The organism is Streptomyces iranensis, assembly GCF_017874715.1.
In the GTDB taxonomy this organism is placed as follows: Bacteria; Actinomycetota; Actinomycetes; order Streptomycetales; family Streptomycetaceae; genus Streptomyces; species Streptomyces iranensis.
In genome coordinates this window covers 96,736-110,319 of record NZ_JAGGLR010000021.1, presented here as the reverse complement: position 1 = coordinate 110,319, position 13,584 = coordinate 96,736, and the positions used below count along the sequence as shown (strand labels likewise).

The following is a 13,584-nucleotide window of genomic DNA, read 5'->3' as shown; positions in this document are numbered from 1 at the left end:
ACGCTCATCTGGTGAGCGCGAGTCTGGGAAGGGATCGCCAGACTCAGGGCACCTCGCCGCTGTCGATGTCGGGGCTGCTGCCGAAGAGCGGGTCACGAGGCACGGTCGACTCTGCCGAGATGCCGTTCTCGGTGCGTGCCCCGAGGATCGTGCCCTATACGCGCCCCATCAGCAGGGCACGTATAGGGCAATGTGCCGTCGACGCAGAGGGGACGGTCCGGACGACGAACCAGGCCCGGGTCTGTGACCGGTCTGTGACCTGGGTCCTTGTCGTGGAGCGGGTGAGGAGAATCGAACTCGCGCTCTGAGCTTGGGAATCCCCGGCCCACTTGGCTGGCCCTGCGGCCGTGACCTGCGGAAGTCATGGCGGACGGCCGATTTGCGCAGCCAGCCCGCCCAGTTGTCCACGGGCGGCTTTGACGGATCGGTGAGATGGAGCCATGCCTTGGAGAACGCGTGCTGCACGCCGTCCCATCCGTCATGCGCCGACCCGCCGGCGGCGAGTGTCGCGACGTGTAGCACCTTCCGTCCGTACTTGCGGTACAGCGTTTCCCATTCGTCACCGGCCGGACTCACCACGGTCCTCCCCCCTGCCAGTCCCACCGCGTGAGGGATCGGCCTCAGGTCGGGGAACGGTCAACTCCCACTCTGCCGTTGCCTTCATGCGCTGGTCCACCGATCGGTAGCGCACCGTCCCGCCCCGCGCCAGCGCGCGTGCCGACTCCGTCATCATCCGAAGACGAGCCCGCTCGCGGACCTTGTACGCCAGCGCCGCCGTCATGGTTCCCGTCGCGCCGGCCACCACGATGGCCAGCGACAGCCACATCCCGCTCAACTCCGTGCCTCTCCGCCAGTGTCCTTGCTGTCGAACTGTTAGAGCGACGAGGCGGCGAAAACGTCCAGGAGGGTGGGAACCGGGGGCAGCGGTCGGCGTCCGCTACCCAGCGGCGTCGCGCGCGTCAGCTTCGGTTGGCTGTGCGTGGGCCTGATCCAGCCGTGTTCTCATGCGGCTTCCGGCCTGTGGCTGGAGGGCCCGGGTGGTAGTTAGCTCGCGTGACTGATCTTGGGCGAGTAGGCCCAGCTCCAGCGTGCCCTAACATTTCGGGAAAGAAGTCAACGTCGATTATCCCGACAATGGGTCGGCATAATGGCATTGCCCTGGCGAGTACGATGACTTGACGGCCCATCACCTGTCGGGAGTTGATTGCCGTGGACACGTACTTCGTAGGCTCGCGTGCAAGTAACCTTGCCAAGGTTCAGGTGCGCGAATACCTTGCTCCCTTGCGTGAGCGATTCCCTGAGGTCGCCTTTACTCATCGAGTGATTCTCGAAGGGGGTGACAGGGACAGGAAGTCGCTGCTTTCGGACGTCTCGGCTGTGAGCGGTGGCAGTGCGTTCAGTAGCGAGCAGGAAGCCGCGTTGGCTCGTGGAGACGTGGATGTGGTCATCCATTCCCTGAAGGATCTTCCTACGGCGAATCCGCCGGGACTCATTCTGGTTCCCCCGCCGGGCCGGGAGGATGCGCGGGATGCCCTGTGTGGGGCCACGCTGGACGGGCTTCCCAAGGGGGCGCGGGTGGGGACGGGGGCTCCGCGGCGCATCGCCCAGCTGCTGGCGGTGCGACCTGATATTGAGGTCGTGCCGATTCGGGGTAATGTCCCGCCACGGTTGAAGAAGATCGAGACCATGGGGCTTGACGCCGTGGTTCTGGCGGTCGCGGGGCTTCGGCGTCTCGGGTTGGATGGCGCTATCGGCGAGATTCTGCCGATCGATCTGTTTCCGCCGTCGCCCGGGCAAGGGGCTCTGGGGGTTCAGGTACGCGAGGAAAACACAGCGATTCGGGAGATCCTTTCCACCTCGGGTGATCTCGCGGTGGACGCCCAAGTGCGGGCAGAGCGCGCGCTACTTGCCGAATTGCATGGCGGATGCAGCGTGCCCGTGGGTGCGTATGCCGAGGTCCGCTCGCACGGATCGCTTTCGCTTTATGCGCAGGTGACGTCGCTTGACGGGACCCATCAGATTTCCGGCTCGCTTTCCGGGCCGCTCAGCGAGCCGGAAAAGCTCGGGGAGGCCCTGGCCGGAGAGCTGATCGGCCAGGGCGCGCGTTCTATTCTTGGCGAGATACGGGCCGAGGCTGCGGTTTAGCCGCTGAGCTGCCGGGCGATGTCCAGGGCCGCGTACGTGACGCTGGCGTCGGCTCCGGCGCGCTTCAACATCGTGAAGAGTTCGATGAGCCTGCGGACGTCTCGTCGGCCGGTCTTGGCGTCGAGGGACGTGAGCGCGGTGTACTCGCCGGAGACCGAGAACGGGAAGAGCGGCGCTCGGGTGTGCTGCTTGAGGTGGGTGAGCACGTCGGCGGTGAACATGGCGGGCTCCAGCAGGAGCATGTCGGCACCGTCTTGGACGAGCTGGAGTGCGGCGTCGATGAACTGCTCGGGCTTGCCGGGGTTGATCTGGAACTCGCGGTCGACGCCTGCCTTGGGTGTGGCGCCCATGGTGCGGCGAAAGCCCTCGTAGAGGCTGCTCCAGAAGATCACGTGGGGCATGACGGAGACGCTGCCGTAGCCCTGGTCGTTCAGCGCGGTGCGGGCGCCTTGCGTGGTGCCGAGCACCATGGAGGCCGGGCCCACGATGTCGGCCCCCGCAACCGCGTGTGCGACGGCCTGCCGGGCGGTGACATCGACCGTGGCGGGGATGTCCGGGCGGCCCCGTACGTCGGTGACGTAGCAGAGCCCGGAGTCGGTGTACGAGCACAGGCACGTCTCCGTCATGACCGCGAGGTCCGGTTCAGCGTCCTTCGCGGCGCGGACGGCCCGGGCCATGAGTGCGTCGGGTACGAGCGAGATCTCGCCTGTGGCGTCCCGTCGGGCGGACTCGGCGAAGATCTTGACCGATCGGATGCCGTGTAATCGGGCCTCGCGCATCGCTGCGGGGATTTCCGGAACCGTGAGAGTCGGCATGGGCCGGTCGGCCTGCTTCTCGGTGACGAGCAGCACCATGGAAAGGTCGGCGGGGGTGAGTGCCGGACACTCCAGAAAACGACGGACGGCCGGACGACTTCGAAGTGGACTTGTGGTGCTGCTACTTCGCGCCGGTGGCGCGGTAACGCTCATCTGTCCCTCATTTCGTTGGGTGCGCGGACGCACTGGTCATCGGGTAGGTCCTCGCTGGCGCTGGCTGGGGTGACGATGGCGCGCGATCAGGTCGGACACCTCGTCGCCGTCAACCAGGGGTGCTGCCAACGCGCCTCTCCCTCGTGGTGGTTTGGTGCGGGTCCCGCCTCGTGCTGTTGACCTGCCCTTGCGAGGTCGGGGGAGCCTCCAGTTCAGACAGCGGAGACGGGACCCGAGACCCGCCCCGGCCACCAACGTGCCTTCCTCGCCGCATGGCGAGGCTTCCTGCGGCGTCGGTGGCCGGAGCGGGGGCATATGGGGTTCGTTGCCGTGGCACCGAGCGTGTTCTCGTGCGGGGGTGGGAGGTGTACGGGCCAGACGGTCAGGGAGTAGTGACCGGTGTGATCGGCAGCAGATAGCCGGAAGGGCCTACCTGCCGCGAGCTGGGCCATGGCGGTTTCTTGCTGCCCCTCGTCGTTGCACCAGGTGCGGAAGAACGCCGGCACATCAGGCAGGTCGTCGCCCACCCGTTGCATGCGGACGCTGCCGAGCCAGGACGCCTCGGGGTTGGGGTCCAGCCCCTCCGCGATGTGGAGCGCGTGTCCACGGAGGCATCGCAGGGCGAGTCGGGGGTTTCGGGCGTCATGATGACCCAGAACGACACGCACGACTTGGCCGTCCACCGGCCCTTCCCCGGCGATCTCTACCCGGTAGCGGAGCACGCCGGTTCACCTCCCTCCAGGGCAGCCATGGGGAGGAAGCGCACGGGGCGTGCGTGCCAGACGAACGCGTGAGGGCCGGCGACGAGAGGGAGCGTGAAGTCCTCGCCGCGTTCGAGTGCTGCGGCGGCGTCCCGCCACCCATCGGACAGCCAGTCCCAGAGATCCGCGAGCAGGGGTTCTCCGATGGTGGAAGCGATGACCCGCATTTGTGTGCGGGCCCAGTTGATCGCCGATGTCGGCCCGGCGGATGCGCATGCGGCCAGGCGTTCTCCGTCGGCCCCGCGCCATTCACACCAGAAGCCGGGGGTGGTCCTCATCGGTGTCGGGACGGTCATGGTGGCCCAGGTCCGGCTGCCGTCGTCGCTGGTACCCCATTCGTCGGCGAGGGTGTCGACGATGAGCATCCCGCGTCCGGTCTCCTTGTCGAAGGCGGGCCGCTTCACCCTGGGGCGGCCGGGGGTTCCGTCGTCCACGTCGACCCGTACCTCTCCCTTGAGGTGGTAAAGGGAGAAGCTGATGTCGTCCCTCTCTCCGTATCGGATGGCGTTGGTGACGAGTTCGCTGATGAGCAGCGTTGCTGTCTCGATGCAGTCGCTGACTCCCCACAGGCGCAGGTGTGCCGCGCTGATGCGCCGGAGCTGGGCGACCCGCTCAGGAGTGCGGGTGCAGGACACGACGACGCGGTCGGGCAGGTCCATGCGTCTCTCCGGAGCGTCCGTTTGCGGAGTCCTCCCCTGCTGCGGGTGAGCAGGGGGTATGCCGTCGTTGAACGCGCCCGGTAACTTCCCGCGCGACTCCCGGGGAGCGGTTGCGCTCGGCGAAGCGAGAGTGATCACACCGTCCTCCACGAGGTCCGGGGGAAGGAGAAGCTGGCATCGAGGGACGAGAAGGCGGCCCTCACCGCTCATGGTTGGAGCTTGCTCAAGCCTTGGGGGAGCGGCTTTCCCGCTCGGGCGAACGCCCCATCGGAACCGCGATCTGACGCTCGCGGTCTCGTACCGCCAGAAAGCCGCCGGCCTCCTCGACCTCGGCCGCGATCTGGTCGTACTCGTCCTGGCGCGGCGAAATCATGGAGCGGTACGCGGTGAGGATCGCGCCCGCTTCCTTGGCTTTGATGCGCTCGATGGCCTCGGCCAGACCGGTGCGCTCTTGCGGGGCGGAGAGGCCGGTGTCATCAGCGATGGTGGCCGCGACGTCCCAGCCGTACATCTCGGCGTGCTCGATGCACTCCTGATGAGGCAAAGAGGGATCCGCGTTCGCGGCGGTGCACACGTAGACGATGACCTTGAAGCGCTCGACCCCAACGGTCGCGTCGGTCAATTCACGCCTTCGCCATCGTTGTTGTGGCGTGAGGCGAGGTGACCGGGCAACAGGCGCCGTCTTGTGCGCGTTTCCAACCATGCGCCACATCGTGTCGGCGCGCTTACGCGGGGTGAACGGACGGAGCGTACGACTCTCCAAGGTCGTATGGGAGTGACTCGTACGCAGCGTACGAGTTAAACGATCAAGGGCACGCCGATGATCTCGCTGATCGACTGAACCTTCGACGCGGAAACCTTCGCCAGCCGCCGACCGATCACCCCGGGGAGCGCCTGGTGCTTGACCCACTCCGGCGCGTCGAGCCCGACCTCGATGAGGGTGTCACCAGCCTTGTCGTAGAGCTTGGCTTCGACCTGGGCGAGGGCGACGTCCAGCTTGTAGCGGTTGCGCGCCAGCTTCGGCATCGACTTGGGGAGATGGGTCTCCCTTTCGAGCTTCAACGCACGCCCGTAGTCCCCGAGCGCGACCCGGATGCCCACCGCTTCGGTGTTCGCCGCGGTCGGGCCGAAGTGGGTGCCGTAGAGCGACTTGTCGCGGCCGACGCGGTAGGCCGCCGCGTGCGCCCGTGAGAGGTATTCGTTCGCTGCCGCTTCGCCTCTGCCCTTCTCGAAGCGCGAGGCGGCGACGGCTGCGGAGATCATCAAGCGCCCGTAGGCCAGCAGCTCGGGGCCGGGCGCCTTGCTCAGCGGTGGTTCGATCCGGGAGGCGGCGCGCTCGGCAACCATCATCGCCCGCTCGACCTTCGCATCCCGGAGGTAGGCCCAAGAGAGCGTGGAGTCCAGGAGCGCCGACAGCACTGGATCGCCCGCCTCGGCACTGAGGTGATGCGCGGAGGTGAGCGCGGCGAAGGCGAGATCGCGCTGGCCGAGCAGGATCGCATTCGACGCGGCGGCCTGATAGGTGCTCGCGAGGAGGCGGCCGAGCTGTTCCCGCTCCCAGCCGGAGACCTGCTCGTAGCGGGCGCGTCCTTCCTTGAGGATCTTCGAGGTCAGGTTGCTGAACTGGCCGTTCTCGCCTTGCCAGTACGCCTCGTAGGCCAGCCCGTGGGCACGGGTCAGATCGTCCAGAGTGCTTGGTTCTCCGATGCCCTGCCAGTCGCCGAGGGCGCTCTCGTGGACGGCGTCGGCGAGCTGCCGCAGTGCCGCGCGGGCCTCCAGGCCCATGTCGTGGCGCGGTGCCTGCTGACCGAGGATGACCGCTACGTCGGTACGCAGGCCCGCCGCGAGCTTGAGCAGGTAGCCGATGGACAGCTCGCCCTTGTTCTGCTCGGCCTTCTGCACAGTGGCGACAGAGATGCCGGCCAAGTCGGCGAGCTGCGTTTGTGTAAGTTCCGCAGTCCGGCGGAGGTACTTGATGCGCTCCCCCGTCGTACGGCTGGCCCAGTCGCTCACGTTCACCCCAGCGGGTTCGGTCAGGCATGGTCGCGTATTCCGATGGTACGGCTCACGTCTGGCGGTGCGAGGGGCAAAGGGGATGGAACGATCGAGCCCGACTCGGGCGCTTGACTCGCCCCCCTGTTGGCCCGGCGTTGAGAGCCTGACGCTGTCGGGGATCCTGGAAACCGGGCCTGCGCGGCGCCACCCACCCCGCAGGCTGACTTGATCACTCTCAAGGTGATGCCCATCTTGCCCCGGACCCGGCCGGGAGCGCGACCTCAGCTCGTCAAATCTCCATGATCACTGGACAGGCCAGCTGCAGCCGCCCAGAAGAAGACTTGCCCGCACCTGGGGGACGGCATTCGCGAGCGTTCGGCGAGGACGATCAGCGCACCGCGCAGTTCCGTGCTCAGCTGGAAAAGTCGGCGGCTGTACTGCCCGCCCCTGTAGGTGTACAGCCGGAAGACCTTGACGGCGAGTTCGTCGCGGCCGTCGGCGAAGGTGTCCGGGAGCCCGGCGAGCAGCTCGAAGTCGCATTTACCGGTCGCCGCGTCAGCCACTGCACTCAGAGGCAGGAGGTCAAGCTCTGCGGCAGACGCGGAAGTGTCGACCGCGACGGCATGGGCGGCCAGGGCCGCGAAGACCTCGATCAGCCGCTCGCCTTCTGCGATGTTGATGCCCCAGGTCCCCAGGTGCTCGTGACGTCGGGCCTGGCGCCACGCCTCCTCGTCCACCACAGGCAGCAGGACGCGGCCCAGGTGCGCGCAGCGACGCCACAGCATGTCGTGATCGGAGGCCACGGCCGACCCTCCCTAGGGCGAGTGGAACACCTGGTGCCGAGGACCAGCCCGACCGCCGCAGGCCCTCCAACTTCCCACCACGCGCAGTGCACGTACAGAGCGGAAGCCAAGATCCCCGACAGCGTCAGGTACTGAGTGCGCCGGGCAACGTGCCCTGGAGGTTTCGATCAGCGGCGACGTATGCGCGTCGGCTCAGCTGGGCTGCGAAGCTGGGGCGATGCCGAGCCCTGTTCCAGCAGCTGTTGCCCTGACGGCACCTTTTGGATGCTGCTATGGGCTTGAGCCGCGAGGGCGCGAGCGCTGGGTGCCGACCGTTCGGCGAGGCGGTGGACACGCCAGACCAGAACTTGAGCCGAGGAACGGGCATCGTCGAGTGCACGCTCGTTGGCGGCTTGCTGGAGGATGCGCTCGGGGACGTGACCTGAGTGCTCGGCATCTATGAGAGCGGTGGCGAGAGCGTCCCACGCAGGATCGCTGAGGACCTGCTCCGCGTACGCGGGTACGACCCGGTGTAGCTGGCGGGCGAGCCGCTCGACCAACCGCTGAGGCGGTTTGCGCTGAGCAAGGGCGGCCAGGGGCGCTGCAGCGGCCTCTTCGTAAGCAGTGCGCAGGTGGATCAGGGCCTGGCGGGCGGCGGTGGCCTGCTGGTCGTGTTGGCGGAGCTGGTGCCAGTGGGTGGCAGCGGTGACGACCAGGAGGGCGATGTCGAGGAACATCGCAAGGCCGGTCCCGTCCCCCGTCACGGAAGTGGTGCGTAGGGCGCGGATGGCGCCGCGTAGGGCGCGGGCCTGGTCCTGTTGGGCGCGGATGCGGGAGCGGGTGGCGCGTTCGAAGGTGATGGCGGCCTGCTGGAGCTGGGGTCGGAGGTCCTTGGGGGCGAGGAGTGGCAGGGCGTCGAGGGCTTCGCCGAAGGCGGCGATGTGAGCCTGGGCGGCTGCGTCGTCGGCCTGTGCGAGGCGGGTGGGGATGCGTTCGGCGGCTGCGGTGGCTTGGTGCCAGGGGTTGGGACGGCGGTGGTTTTCCGGTGCGGTGGTTGTCGTGGGGTCGAGGTCAGTGAGGCGTTCGCGGATCTTGGGGAAGGACAGGTCGGGGGCGAGCTTGGAGCCGGAGTGCCAGATGGGCTCGCCTGCGGCGTTGGTGTCGCCGTCGAGAGCGACCTTGTAGCCGCGTATATCGCCGGACGGGAAGTACTGGATGTCCACGTGCACGCTGTCGGTGCGGGTGAGGATGTCCAGGAATTCATCGGGGCTGGTGGCGACCGAGACCGCGGTGCGGACGGTGGAGCGCAGGCGCTCGCGGGCGGTCCGCTGGTGGCCGGTGCGGTGGGCCTTCTCCTGCTCGGCACGGGTGGGGCGCTTCGCGGCGGTGCGGTCGCCACGCATGACCTGCTGGAGGCCGTAGTCCTTCTCGACGGCAGCCAGTTCTTTGTCGGCGGTGAGGTAGTCGTTCCAGTGGCGGGCGGTGCGCAGGTCGCCGCGGACCTTCGTGGCGGCGATGTGGATGTGGTCCTCCGCGTGGCGGACGGCGACCCAGCGGCAGCCGTCCGGGTCGCCTTCGGGGGCGATTCCGGTGGCGGCCACGATGCGGCGGGCGACCGCGGCCCATTCGTCGTCACTGAGGAGCCGGTCCTCTGGGGAGGCACGGACGGAGCAGTGCCATACGTGCTGCTTCGGGGCCCGGCCGAGGCGCTTGGCCTGGTGGAGGCGTAGGTCGAGGTCCTGAACGAGGCGCTTCCTGGTGGCGTTGAAGTCGTTGCTGCGGCCGGGGTCGGGGGCGAAGCCGTCCCAGGAGGCGACCAGGTGCGGGTCGGTGTGCTCGTTGGCCCGGCCGGGGCCGTAGAGGTACCTGATCAGGCCGGCGGTGTCCTTGCCGCTGCTGATCTTCGCGATCATTCAGGCCGCCTTCGCGGAGACGGCTTCGTTCATGACCGCCGCGATGTCCTGGATCGTCACGCGGACGGTGTCCAAGGTGCGCTCCGCCCGGGCCAGGACGGCGGTGTCCACAGGGTGTGGATCGCCCCCGGCGTTGAGGCGGAACGCGATCTGGTTGACGTTGTTGCCGATCGCGGCGACCTGCGCGCGCAGGGCGGAGAGCTCGTCGATCACGTCGTCGAACTGGGTGCGCTGGCCGGGGAGGTGGAAGTCGCCGTCGAGGTAGGCCATGACCAGGGCGCCGACGAGGTGGGCGGCGGCAATCTCCATCTGCTCGGCCCTGGTGGTGATCGCGTGCTTCTCGTCGACGCTGTAGCGGACATCGACACGCTCCTTGCGCTGGACGTCTTCGCGGGCACGACGGCGGGCGACACGATGCAGAGCGTCGTTGGCGCGGACGACGGGCGACTGCTCGGACACGTCAGCGGGCTGTTCCTCCTCGGGCACCCCCTGGTGCCCGAGGTCCTCCGCCACCCCCGGGGCGGAGGCATCCGCGTTGGACCGGCCCTTGGACGGTCCAACGCCATACCTTGCTGCGCTGGTGGTTGCGGTCGTGGACATCTCCTCCTGGTCGATGGTGGGTTCGTGGTGCTGGTCATGCATGCGGCGGTACTCCGTGAGGATTTCGGATGTGGGGCTGGCCGATGAGGCGAGAAGTTGGGCCGGTGTCCGTGGTGCGTGGACGATGCCCGGAGTCGATCCGCGTCCTGTCCGTCGGGCGGTCAGTGGTTCGGTCGGGTCTCAGGTTTCCGGGACGCGCTGGTGGCTTCAGGGACTGGCCCCTGAACTGTCTCGGTCTCCTGCTCCTCTGCGGTGGCGCCATTGACCTGCGAAGACTTCCGGTCAGTCGGCGCAGGCGGTACCGGTCGATCCGGTGTACTGGGGCTGCGCAGGGCGTTCATGACCTGGGTCAGCCGGTTCTGGCTGATGCGGTGACCGGCGGCGCGGATGGTCCGGCGGACGGTTTCGCGGGTGGGCTTTTCGTCCGCTGTGAACAGTGGCCGTGCGAGGTCGACCAGCTCGTTCAGGTCGGCGGTGGTCGGTCGGCCGACGCGGCGCGGGCGGCCGGTCCCGCCCTGCTCCCCGGGCTCCTCGTACTGGTGCTTGCCCTGTTCGTCGTCCTCGCTGGGAGCGGGGGAGTCGTCCGGTGTGAGCGGCGCTTGCGGTGGTCGGTTCGGCTGCCGGTGGTTGTTCGGTTGCTTCTGGGAGATGTGGCGGGCGATGAGGATGTGGAGGTGGACGGCTCCGGCGAGGGCGAGCGGGGCGAGGGTGGACAGGACGCCGACGGTGGTATCGCCGAGGTGGAGGCCGCCGGGTGGGGCTTGCTGGTTGAGGCGTATGGCGTGCAGGGCGTTGGCCCAGACGCTGGCGGTGGTCGCTGTGCCGAAGAGGGTCCATATGTAGAGGCGGGCGGAGAAGGGCGCGGCACGCAGGACGAGCAGGGCCCGGACGCCGTAGGCGATGAACCCATCGATCACGAACGGGAAGAGGTAGGTCAGGAGTCCGCGGATGTGGATGGCGGTGGCCACCTGCTGCAGGGCGTCGTAGGAGAGAGCGCATCCGGCGGCGCCGAGGGTGGTGATCGCGGCGCGGTCCCAGCGGCTCGGGCGGTCGGCGGCGGGCTGGCTGCTGCTGGCGGCGGTGGTGGTGTGGGTGGTCACCAGGCTTGTGCTCCGTGAGGTGGTTCAAGGGTGTTTCTGGAGGGGGCACGTCCGTTCACGGTGGGGGCGTACACGCGAGCCCCCTTCTAAAGGGGGGCTCGCGCGTGAACGCTCAGCGCGTGTACGGCGTGTACGGTGCCGTGATCGTCTGACCTGCGGTTTTGCCGCGAGCGTGACCGGTGTGAGCGATTTTCGCGGCTGTGCCCGCGCAAGGCTGCGTGAACGCTTCCGTGAACGGTCATCTCGCTTCGTGGCGCGGTCAGGAGACGGCGGCGATGTGGCGCGCGGAGGCGTGGTAGCGGGCCTGCTGCCCGCCGCCCGTGCCGCCTGCGATGCCCTCGGCCTTGGTGGCGAGACCGGTCCTGACCATGCTGTCCAGGGCCCGCCGTGCCTTCTCGACGGCGGCCCGGCCGGGGTTGTTCTCGCCCGTCTGGGCAGCGGCCAGGTCACGGACGCTGAGACCGCCTGGGGCGGCGCGCAGGATGGTGATCGGGTCCAGCGCGGGGTCCAGGGTGGTGGTGCCGCGTGCGTGATCGTGGATCAGGTGCAGCGGGCCGATCTCGCCGGTGGGCGTCTTGAGGTGGTGGAGGGTGACGGCGGGGTCACCGGCCTCTCCGGTGATGAACAGGACACTGCCCGCGCCGGAGGTGATCCAGGTGGAGCCGTAGACGCGGTCCAGCGCGGGGCGGGTGTCGCGTGGAGTACCGTCCTGGGCTTTGCGCTGGTGGTGCAGCTCCATGATCTCGACGCCGTTGCGGATGGCGCGCATGCGGGCGTTGTGGAAGGCGACGGCGAGGGCGTCGTCGACGAGGGTGCTGACCGCGTCCTTCAGGCTGTCGATCACGATGGTGTCGGCCTGGTGGGCGGCGGCGAGGTCGGCGAGGAGGTCGGGCTCCTTGTCGAGGGTGGCGGGCAGGGGGCCCTGCCACACGGCGAGCCGTTCGCGCAGGATCGCCGCGTCGGCCACGCTGACGCGGCGGGCCATGGCTTTGGCGATCTGCATGGGGCGGTCCATGGCCAGGTAGAGAACCCGTTTGCTGGGAGCGACCGGCATGTCCAGGACGGTGTCCTCCAGGCCCAGGCGCGCGAGGATCACCTGGTGGGCAAGAGTCGTCTTGCCGACGCCTGGTGCTCCGACGATCATCAGGCTTTCGCCGGAGGCCCAAGCGCTCTTCTCGCGCGTGCCCCACAGCGGTTCCCTGTCCGCCCCGGTTTCGCTGACGAACCGCCATCCGTCGATGAGGTAGCGCGAGAGACGTCCGCAGCCGGAGGCCAGGGCCCGTTCGCGTTCGGCTCGTATCTCCGTCTCGACGCCGGAGCGGATCTCGTCGGGGTCGGCTCCTGGTTCCAGGGAACGCTGCACGGTGCGTATGCCCTGCTCGCGCAGACGGCGCAGGCTGGCCTTGGACCGGATGATCTCCGCGTAGTAGGCGGCGCTGCCGACCGAGGGCGGGGCGCCGTAGAGCTGGTGCACGTACGCCACTCCGCCGACCCTGTTGATGTCGCCCTGGCGGCGGAGGAGATCACTCACGGCGATGGGGTCGGTCGGCTTGTCCTCGCCGCGCTGGGCGAGGATGGCTCGCCAGATCGTCTCGTGGGCGGGGCGGTAGAAGTCGCCGTCGTCCAGCATCTGCCGTATCTCGTCGACCACGGTGTCGCCGTGCATGCAGGCGCCGAGAACGGCCTGCTCAGCGTCCGTGTCGTGTGGAGGCTGCGCCGTTTCGTCGAGTGGCGGCATGGGGCCCGCCGCCTCGGGGGGTGGCGTGGCGGGATAGGCGTTTGCCATACTTGCGTGGAGCTCCTCTGCTTGCGGGCCACATGGGACGGCAATCCCGGCCTCGCAGGTCGATCGCTAGGGATGGCGGTTGAGAGGTTCGCGCTTCGGCCCCCGGCGTGGCATCGCTGGGGGCTTTCGCGTGTGCGGTGCAGGGGTCTGGCGGTCTCCTACGGTCTGGTGCGGGGCGGTGCTACCACTATGCCACACGAATTGCAGATCGCAGAAGTGTCTTGCATCTCGCAGAAGCCATGTTAAGCTTGACGTGTTCTGCAAATGGCAGGGCACTGCTACCACTGGAAGGAGGTGGGGCATCGTGGGCGACGACGCCGCGCAAGGGGTCCTGCTCAGCGGAGAGGAGAACGTCGCTGTACGGATCAGGCTCGAACGCGAAGCGCGCGGCTGGAGCACCAACGCCCTGTCCGATCGCCTCAACGAGGCCGGCTTCGAAATGAACCCGTCCGCGGTCTGGCGCATCGAGAACCGCAAGCGCCGCATCAACCTCGACGAGGCCATCGGGTTCGCGGAGGTCTTCGGTCTCGAACTGCGCAACTTCGTCGGGCCCCCGCAACTCGCCGCCAAGGCACGCGCCATGGAACTGATCGATGCCGTGGCCGACACCTTCCGCGAGAGCCAGCGCGCCAACGCCGAACACGCGCGCGCACGTGATGCCCTCGACGCCTACCTCGCCGAGCACCCCGACATCCGCGAGGAAGCGGAAGTCATGGTGTCCAACGCCATCGCCCAGGCCAGCGCCAGCCACCTGATGGAGACCTACGGTCCCCCGGCCCACGAACACGAGGCCGAGCAGGACGACTCCGCTCCTCAGTCCTAGCCTCGGCTCCCATCGCAACCGCCATCCCTCACGATCGACCGAACCGGCAGGC

At 68.2% G+C, this 13,584-nt stretch carries 12 protein-coding genes; 2 read left to right on the top strand and 10 right to left on the bottom strand.

Annotation, left to right across the window (positions count from 1 at the left end):
* Nucleotides 1-559: 559 nt before the first annotated feature.
* Nucleotides 560-826, bottom strand: coding sequence for a hypothetical protein (locus tag J2Z30_RS33845; RefSeq protein ID WP_037954134.1), 267 nt, complete (start codon nucleotides 824-826; stop codon nucleotides 560-562).
* A 383-nt stretch (nucleotides 827-1,209) separates the two neighbouring features.
* On the opposite strand from J2Z30_RS33845, the gene hemC reads away from it, so the two are divergent.
* The gene (gene hemC / locus J2Z30_RS33840) at nucleotides 1,210-2,145 is read left to right on the top strand and encodes a hydroxymethylbilane synthase (protein ID WP_037954136.1); all 936 of its coding nucleotides are present in this window, start codon (nucleotides 1,210-1,212) and stop codon (nucleotides 2,143-2,145) included.
* Here hemC and J2Z30_RS33835 read toward each other — a convergent pair.
* From J2Z30_RS33835 to J2Z30_RS33795, 9 genes are all read right to left on the bottom strand, one after another.
* Nucleotides 2,142-3,113 (bottom strand): porphobilinogen synthase, encoded by a 972-nt coding sequence (locus J2Z30_RS33835; protein WP_078956766.1) that lies wholly within the window; start codon nucleotides 3,111-3,113, stop codon nucleotides 2,142-2,144. The genes hemC and J2Z30_RS33835 overlap by 4 nt on opposite strands.
* Before the next feature lie 703 nt (nucleotides 3,114-3,816).
* Nucleotides 3,817-4,533 carry an ATP-binding protein gene (locus J2Z30_RS33830; protein WP_044572273.1) on the bottom strand — a complete coding sequence of 239 codons (717 nt, stop codon included), beginning with the start codon at nucleotides 4,531-4,533 and terminating at the stop codon, nucleotides 3,817-3,819.
* Between the two features lie 223 nt (nucleotides 4,534-4,756).
* Entirely contained in the window at nucleotides 4,757-5,155 is a 399-nt protein-coding gene (locus J2Z30_RS33825) for a hypothetical protein (RefSeq protein WP_052701449.1), read from the bottom strand.
* Nucleotides 5,156-5,331: 176 nt separating this feature from the next.
* Nucleotides 5,332-6,546 (bottom strand): helix-turn-helix domain-containing protein, encoded by a 1,215-nt coding sequence (locus J2Z30_RS33820; protein ID WP_044581647.1) that lies wholly within the window; start codon nucleotides 6,544-6,546, stop codon nucleotides 5,332-5,334.
* Between the two features lie 263 nt (nucleotides 6,547-6,809).
* Nucleotides 6,810-7,331 (bottom strand): hypothetical protein, encoded by a 522-nt coding sequence (locus J2Z30_RS33815; protein ID WP_044572270.1) that lies wholly within the window; start codon nucleotides 7,329-7,331, stop codon nucleotides 6,810-6,812.
* Nucleotides 7,332-7,498: 167 nt separating this feature from the next.
* Nucleotides 7,499-9,223, bottom strand: a complete 1,725-nt coding sequence (locus J2Z30_RS33810; RefSeq protein ID WP_044572269.1) for a relaxase/mobilization nuclease domain-containing protein — start codon at nucleotides 9,221-9,223, stop codon at nucleotides 7,499-7,501.
* Nucleotides 9,224-9,865 carry a plasmid mobilization relaxosome protein MobC gene (gene mobC / locus J2Z30_RS33805; protein ID WP_044572267.1) on the bottom strand — a complete coding sequence of 214 codons (642 nt, stop codon included), beginning with the start codon at nucleotides 9,863-9,865 and terminating at the stop codon, nucleotides 9,224-9,226.
* 119 nt (nucleotides 9,866-9,984) lie between these two features.
* Complete coding sequence (locus J2Z30_RS33800; protein ID WP_078956765.1) at nucleotides 9,985-10,923, bottom strand: DUF2637 domain-containing protein; 939 nt, start codon at nucleotides 10,921-10,923, stop codon at nucleotides 9,985-9,987.
* A 259-nt stretch (nucleotides 10,924-11,182) separates the two neighbouring features.
* Nucleotides 11,183-12,709, bottom strand: coding sequence for a DnaB-like helicase N-terminal domain-containing protein (locus J2Z30_RS33795; protein ID WP_078956764.1), 1,527 nt, complete (start codon nucleotides 12,707-12,709; stop codon nucleotides 11,183-11,185).
* 304 nt (nucleotides 12,710-13,013) lie between these two features.
* On the opposite strand from J2Z30_RS33795, the gene J2Z30_RS33790 reads away from it, so the two are divergent.
* Nucleotides 13,014-13,532 (top strand): helix-turn-helix domain-containing protein, encoded by a 519-nt coding sequence (locus J2Z30_RS33790; protein ID WP_044572264.1) that lies wholly within the window; start codon nucleotides 13,014-13,016, stop codon nucleotides 13,530-13,532.
* The last annotated feature ends 52 nt before the right edge of the window (nucleotides 13,533-13,584 follow it).

Coding starts and splice junctions, on each gene's coding strand:
- mobC (WP_044572267.1), bottom strand. CDS start 9,865: ATGCATGACCAGCACCACGAACCCACCATCGACCAGGAGGAGATGTCC.
- J2Z30_RS33845 (WP_037954134.1), bottom strand. CDS start 826: ATGTGGCTGTCGCTGGCCATCGTGGTGGCCGGCGCGACGGGAACCATG.
- J2Z30_RS33830 (WP_044572273.1), bottom strand. CDS start 4,533: ATGGACCTGCCCGACCGCGTCGTCGTGTCCTGCACCCGCACTCCTGAG.
- J2Z30_RS33810 (WP_044572269.1), bottom strand. CDS start 9,223: ATGATCGCGAAGATCAGCAGCGGCAAGGACACCGCCGGCCTGATCAGG.
- J2Z30_RS33835 (WP_078956766.1), bottom strand. CDS start 3,113: ATGAGCGTTACCGCGCCACCGGCGCGAAGTAGCAGCACCACAAGTCCA.
- J2Z30_RS33795 (WP_078956764.1), bottom strand. CDS start 12,709: ATGGCAAACGCCTATCCCGCCACGCCACCCCCCGAGGCGGCGGGCCCC.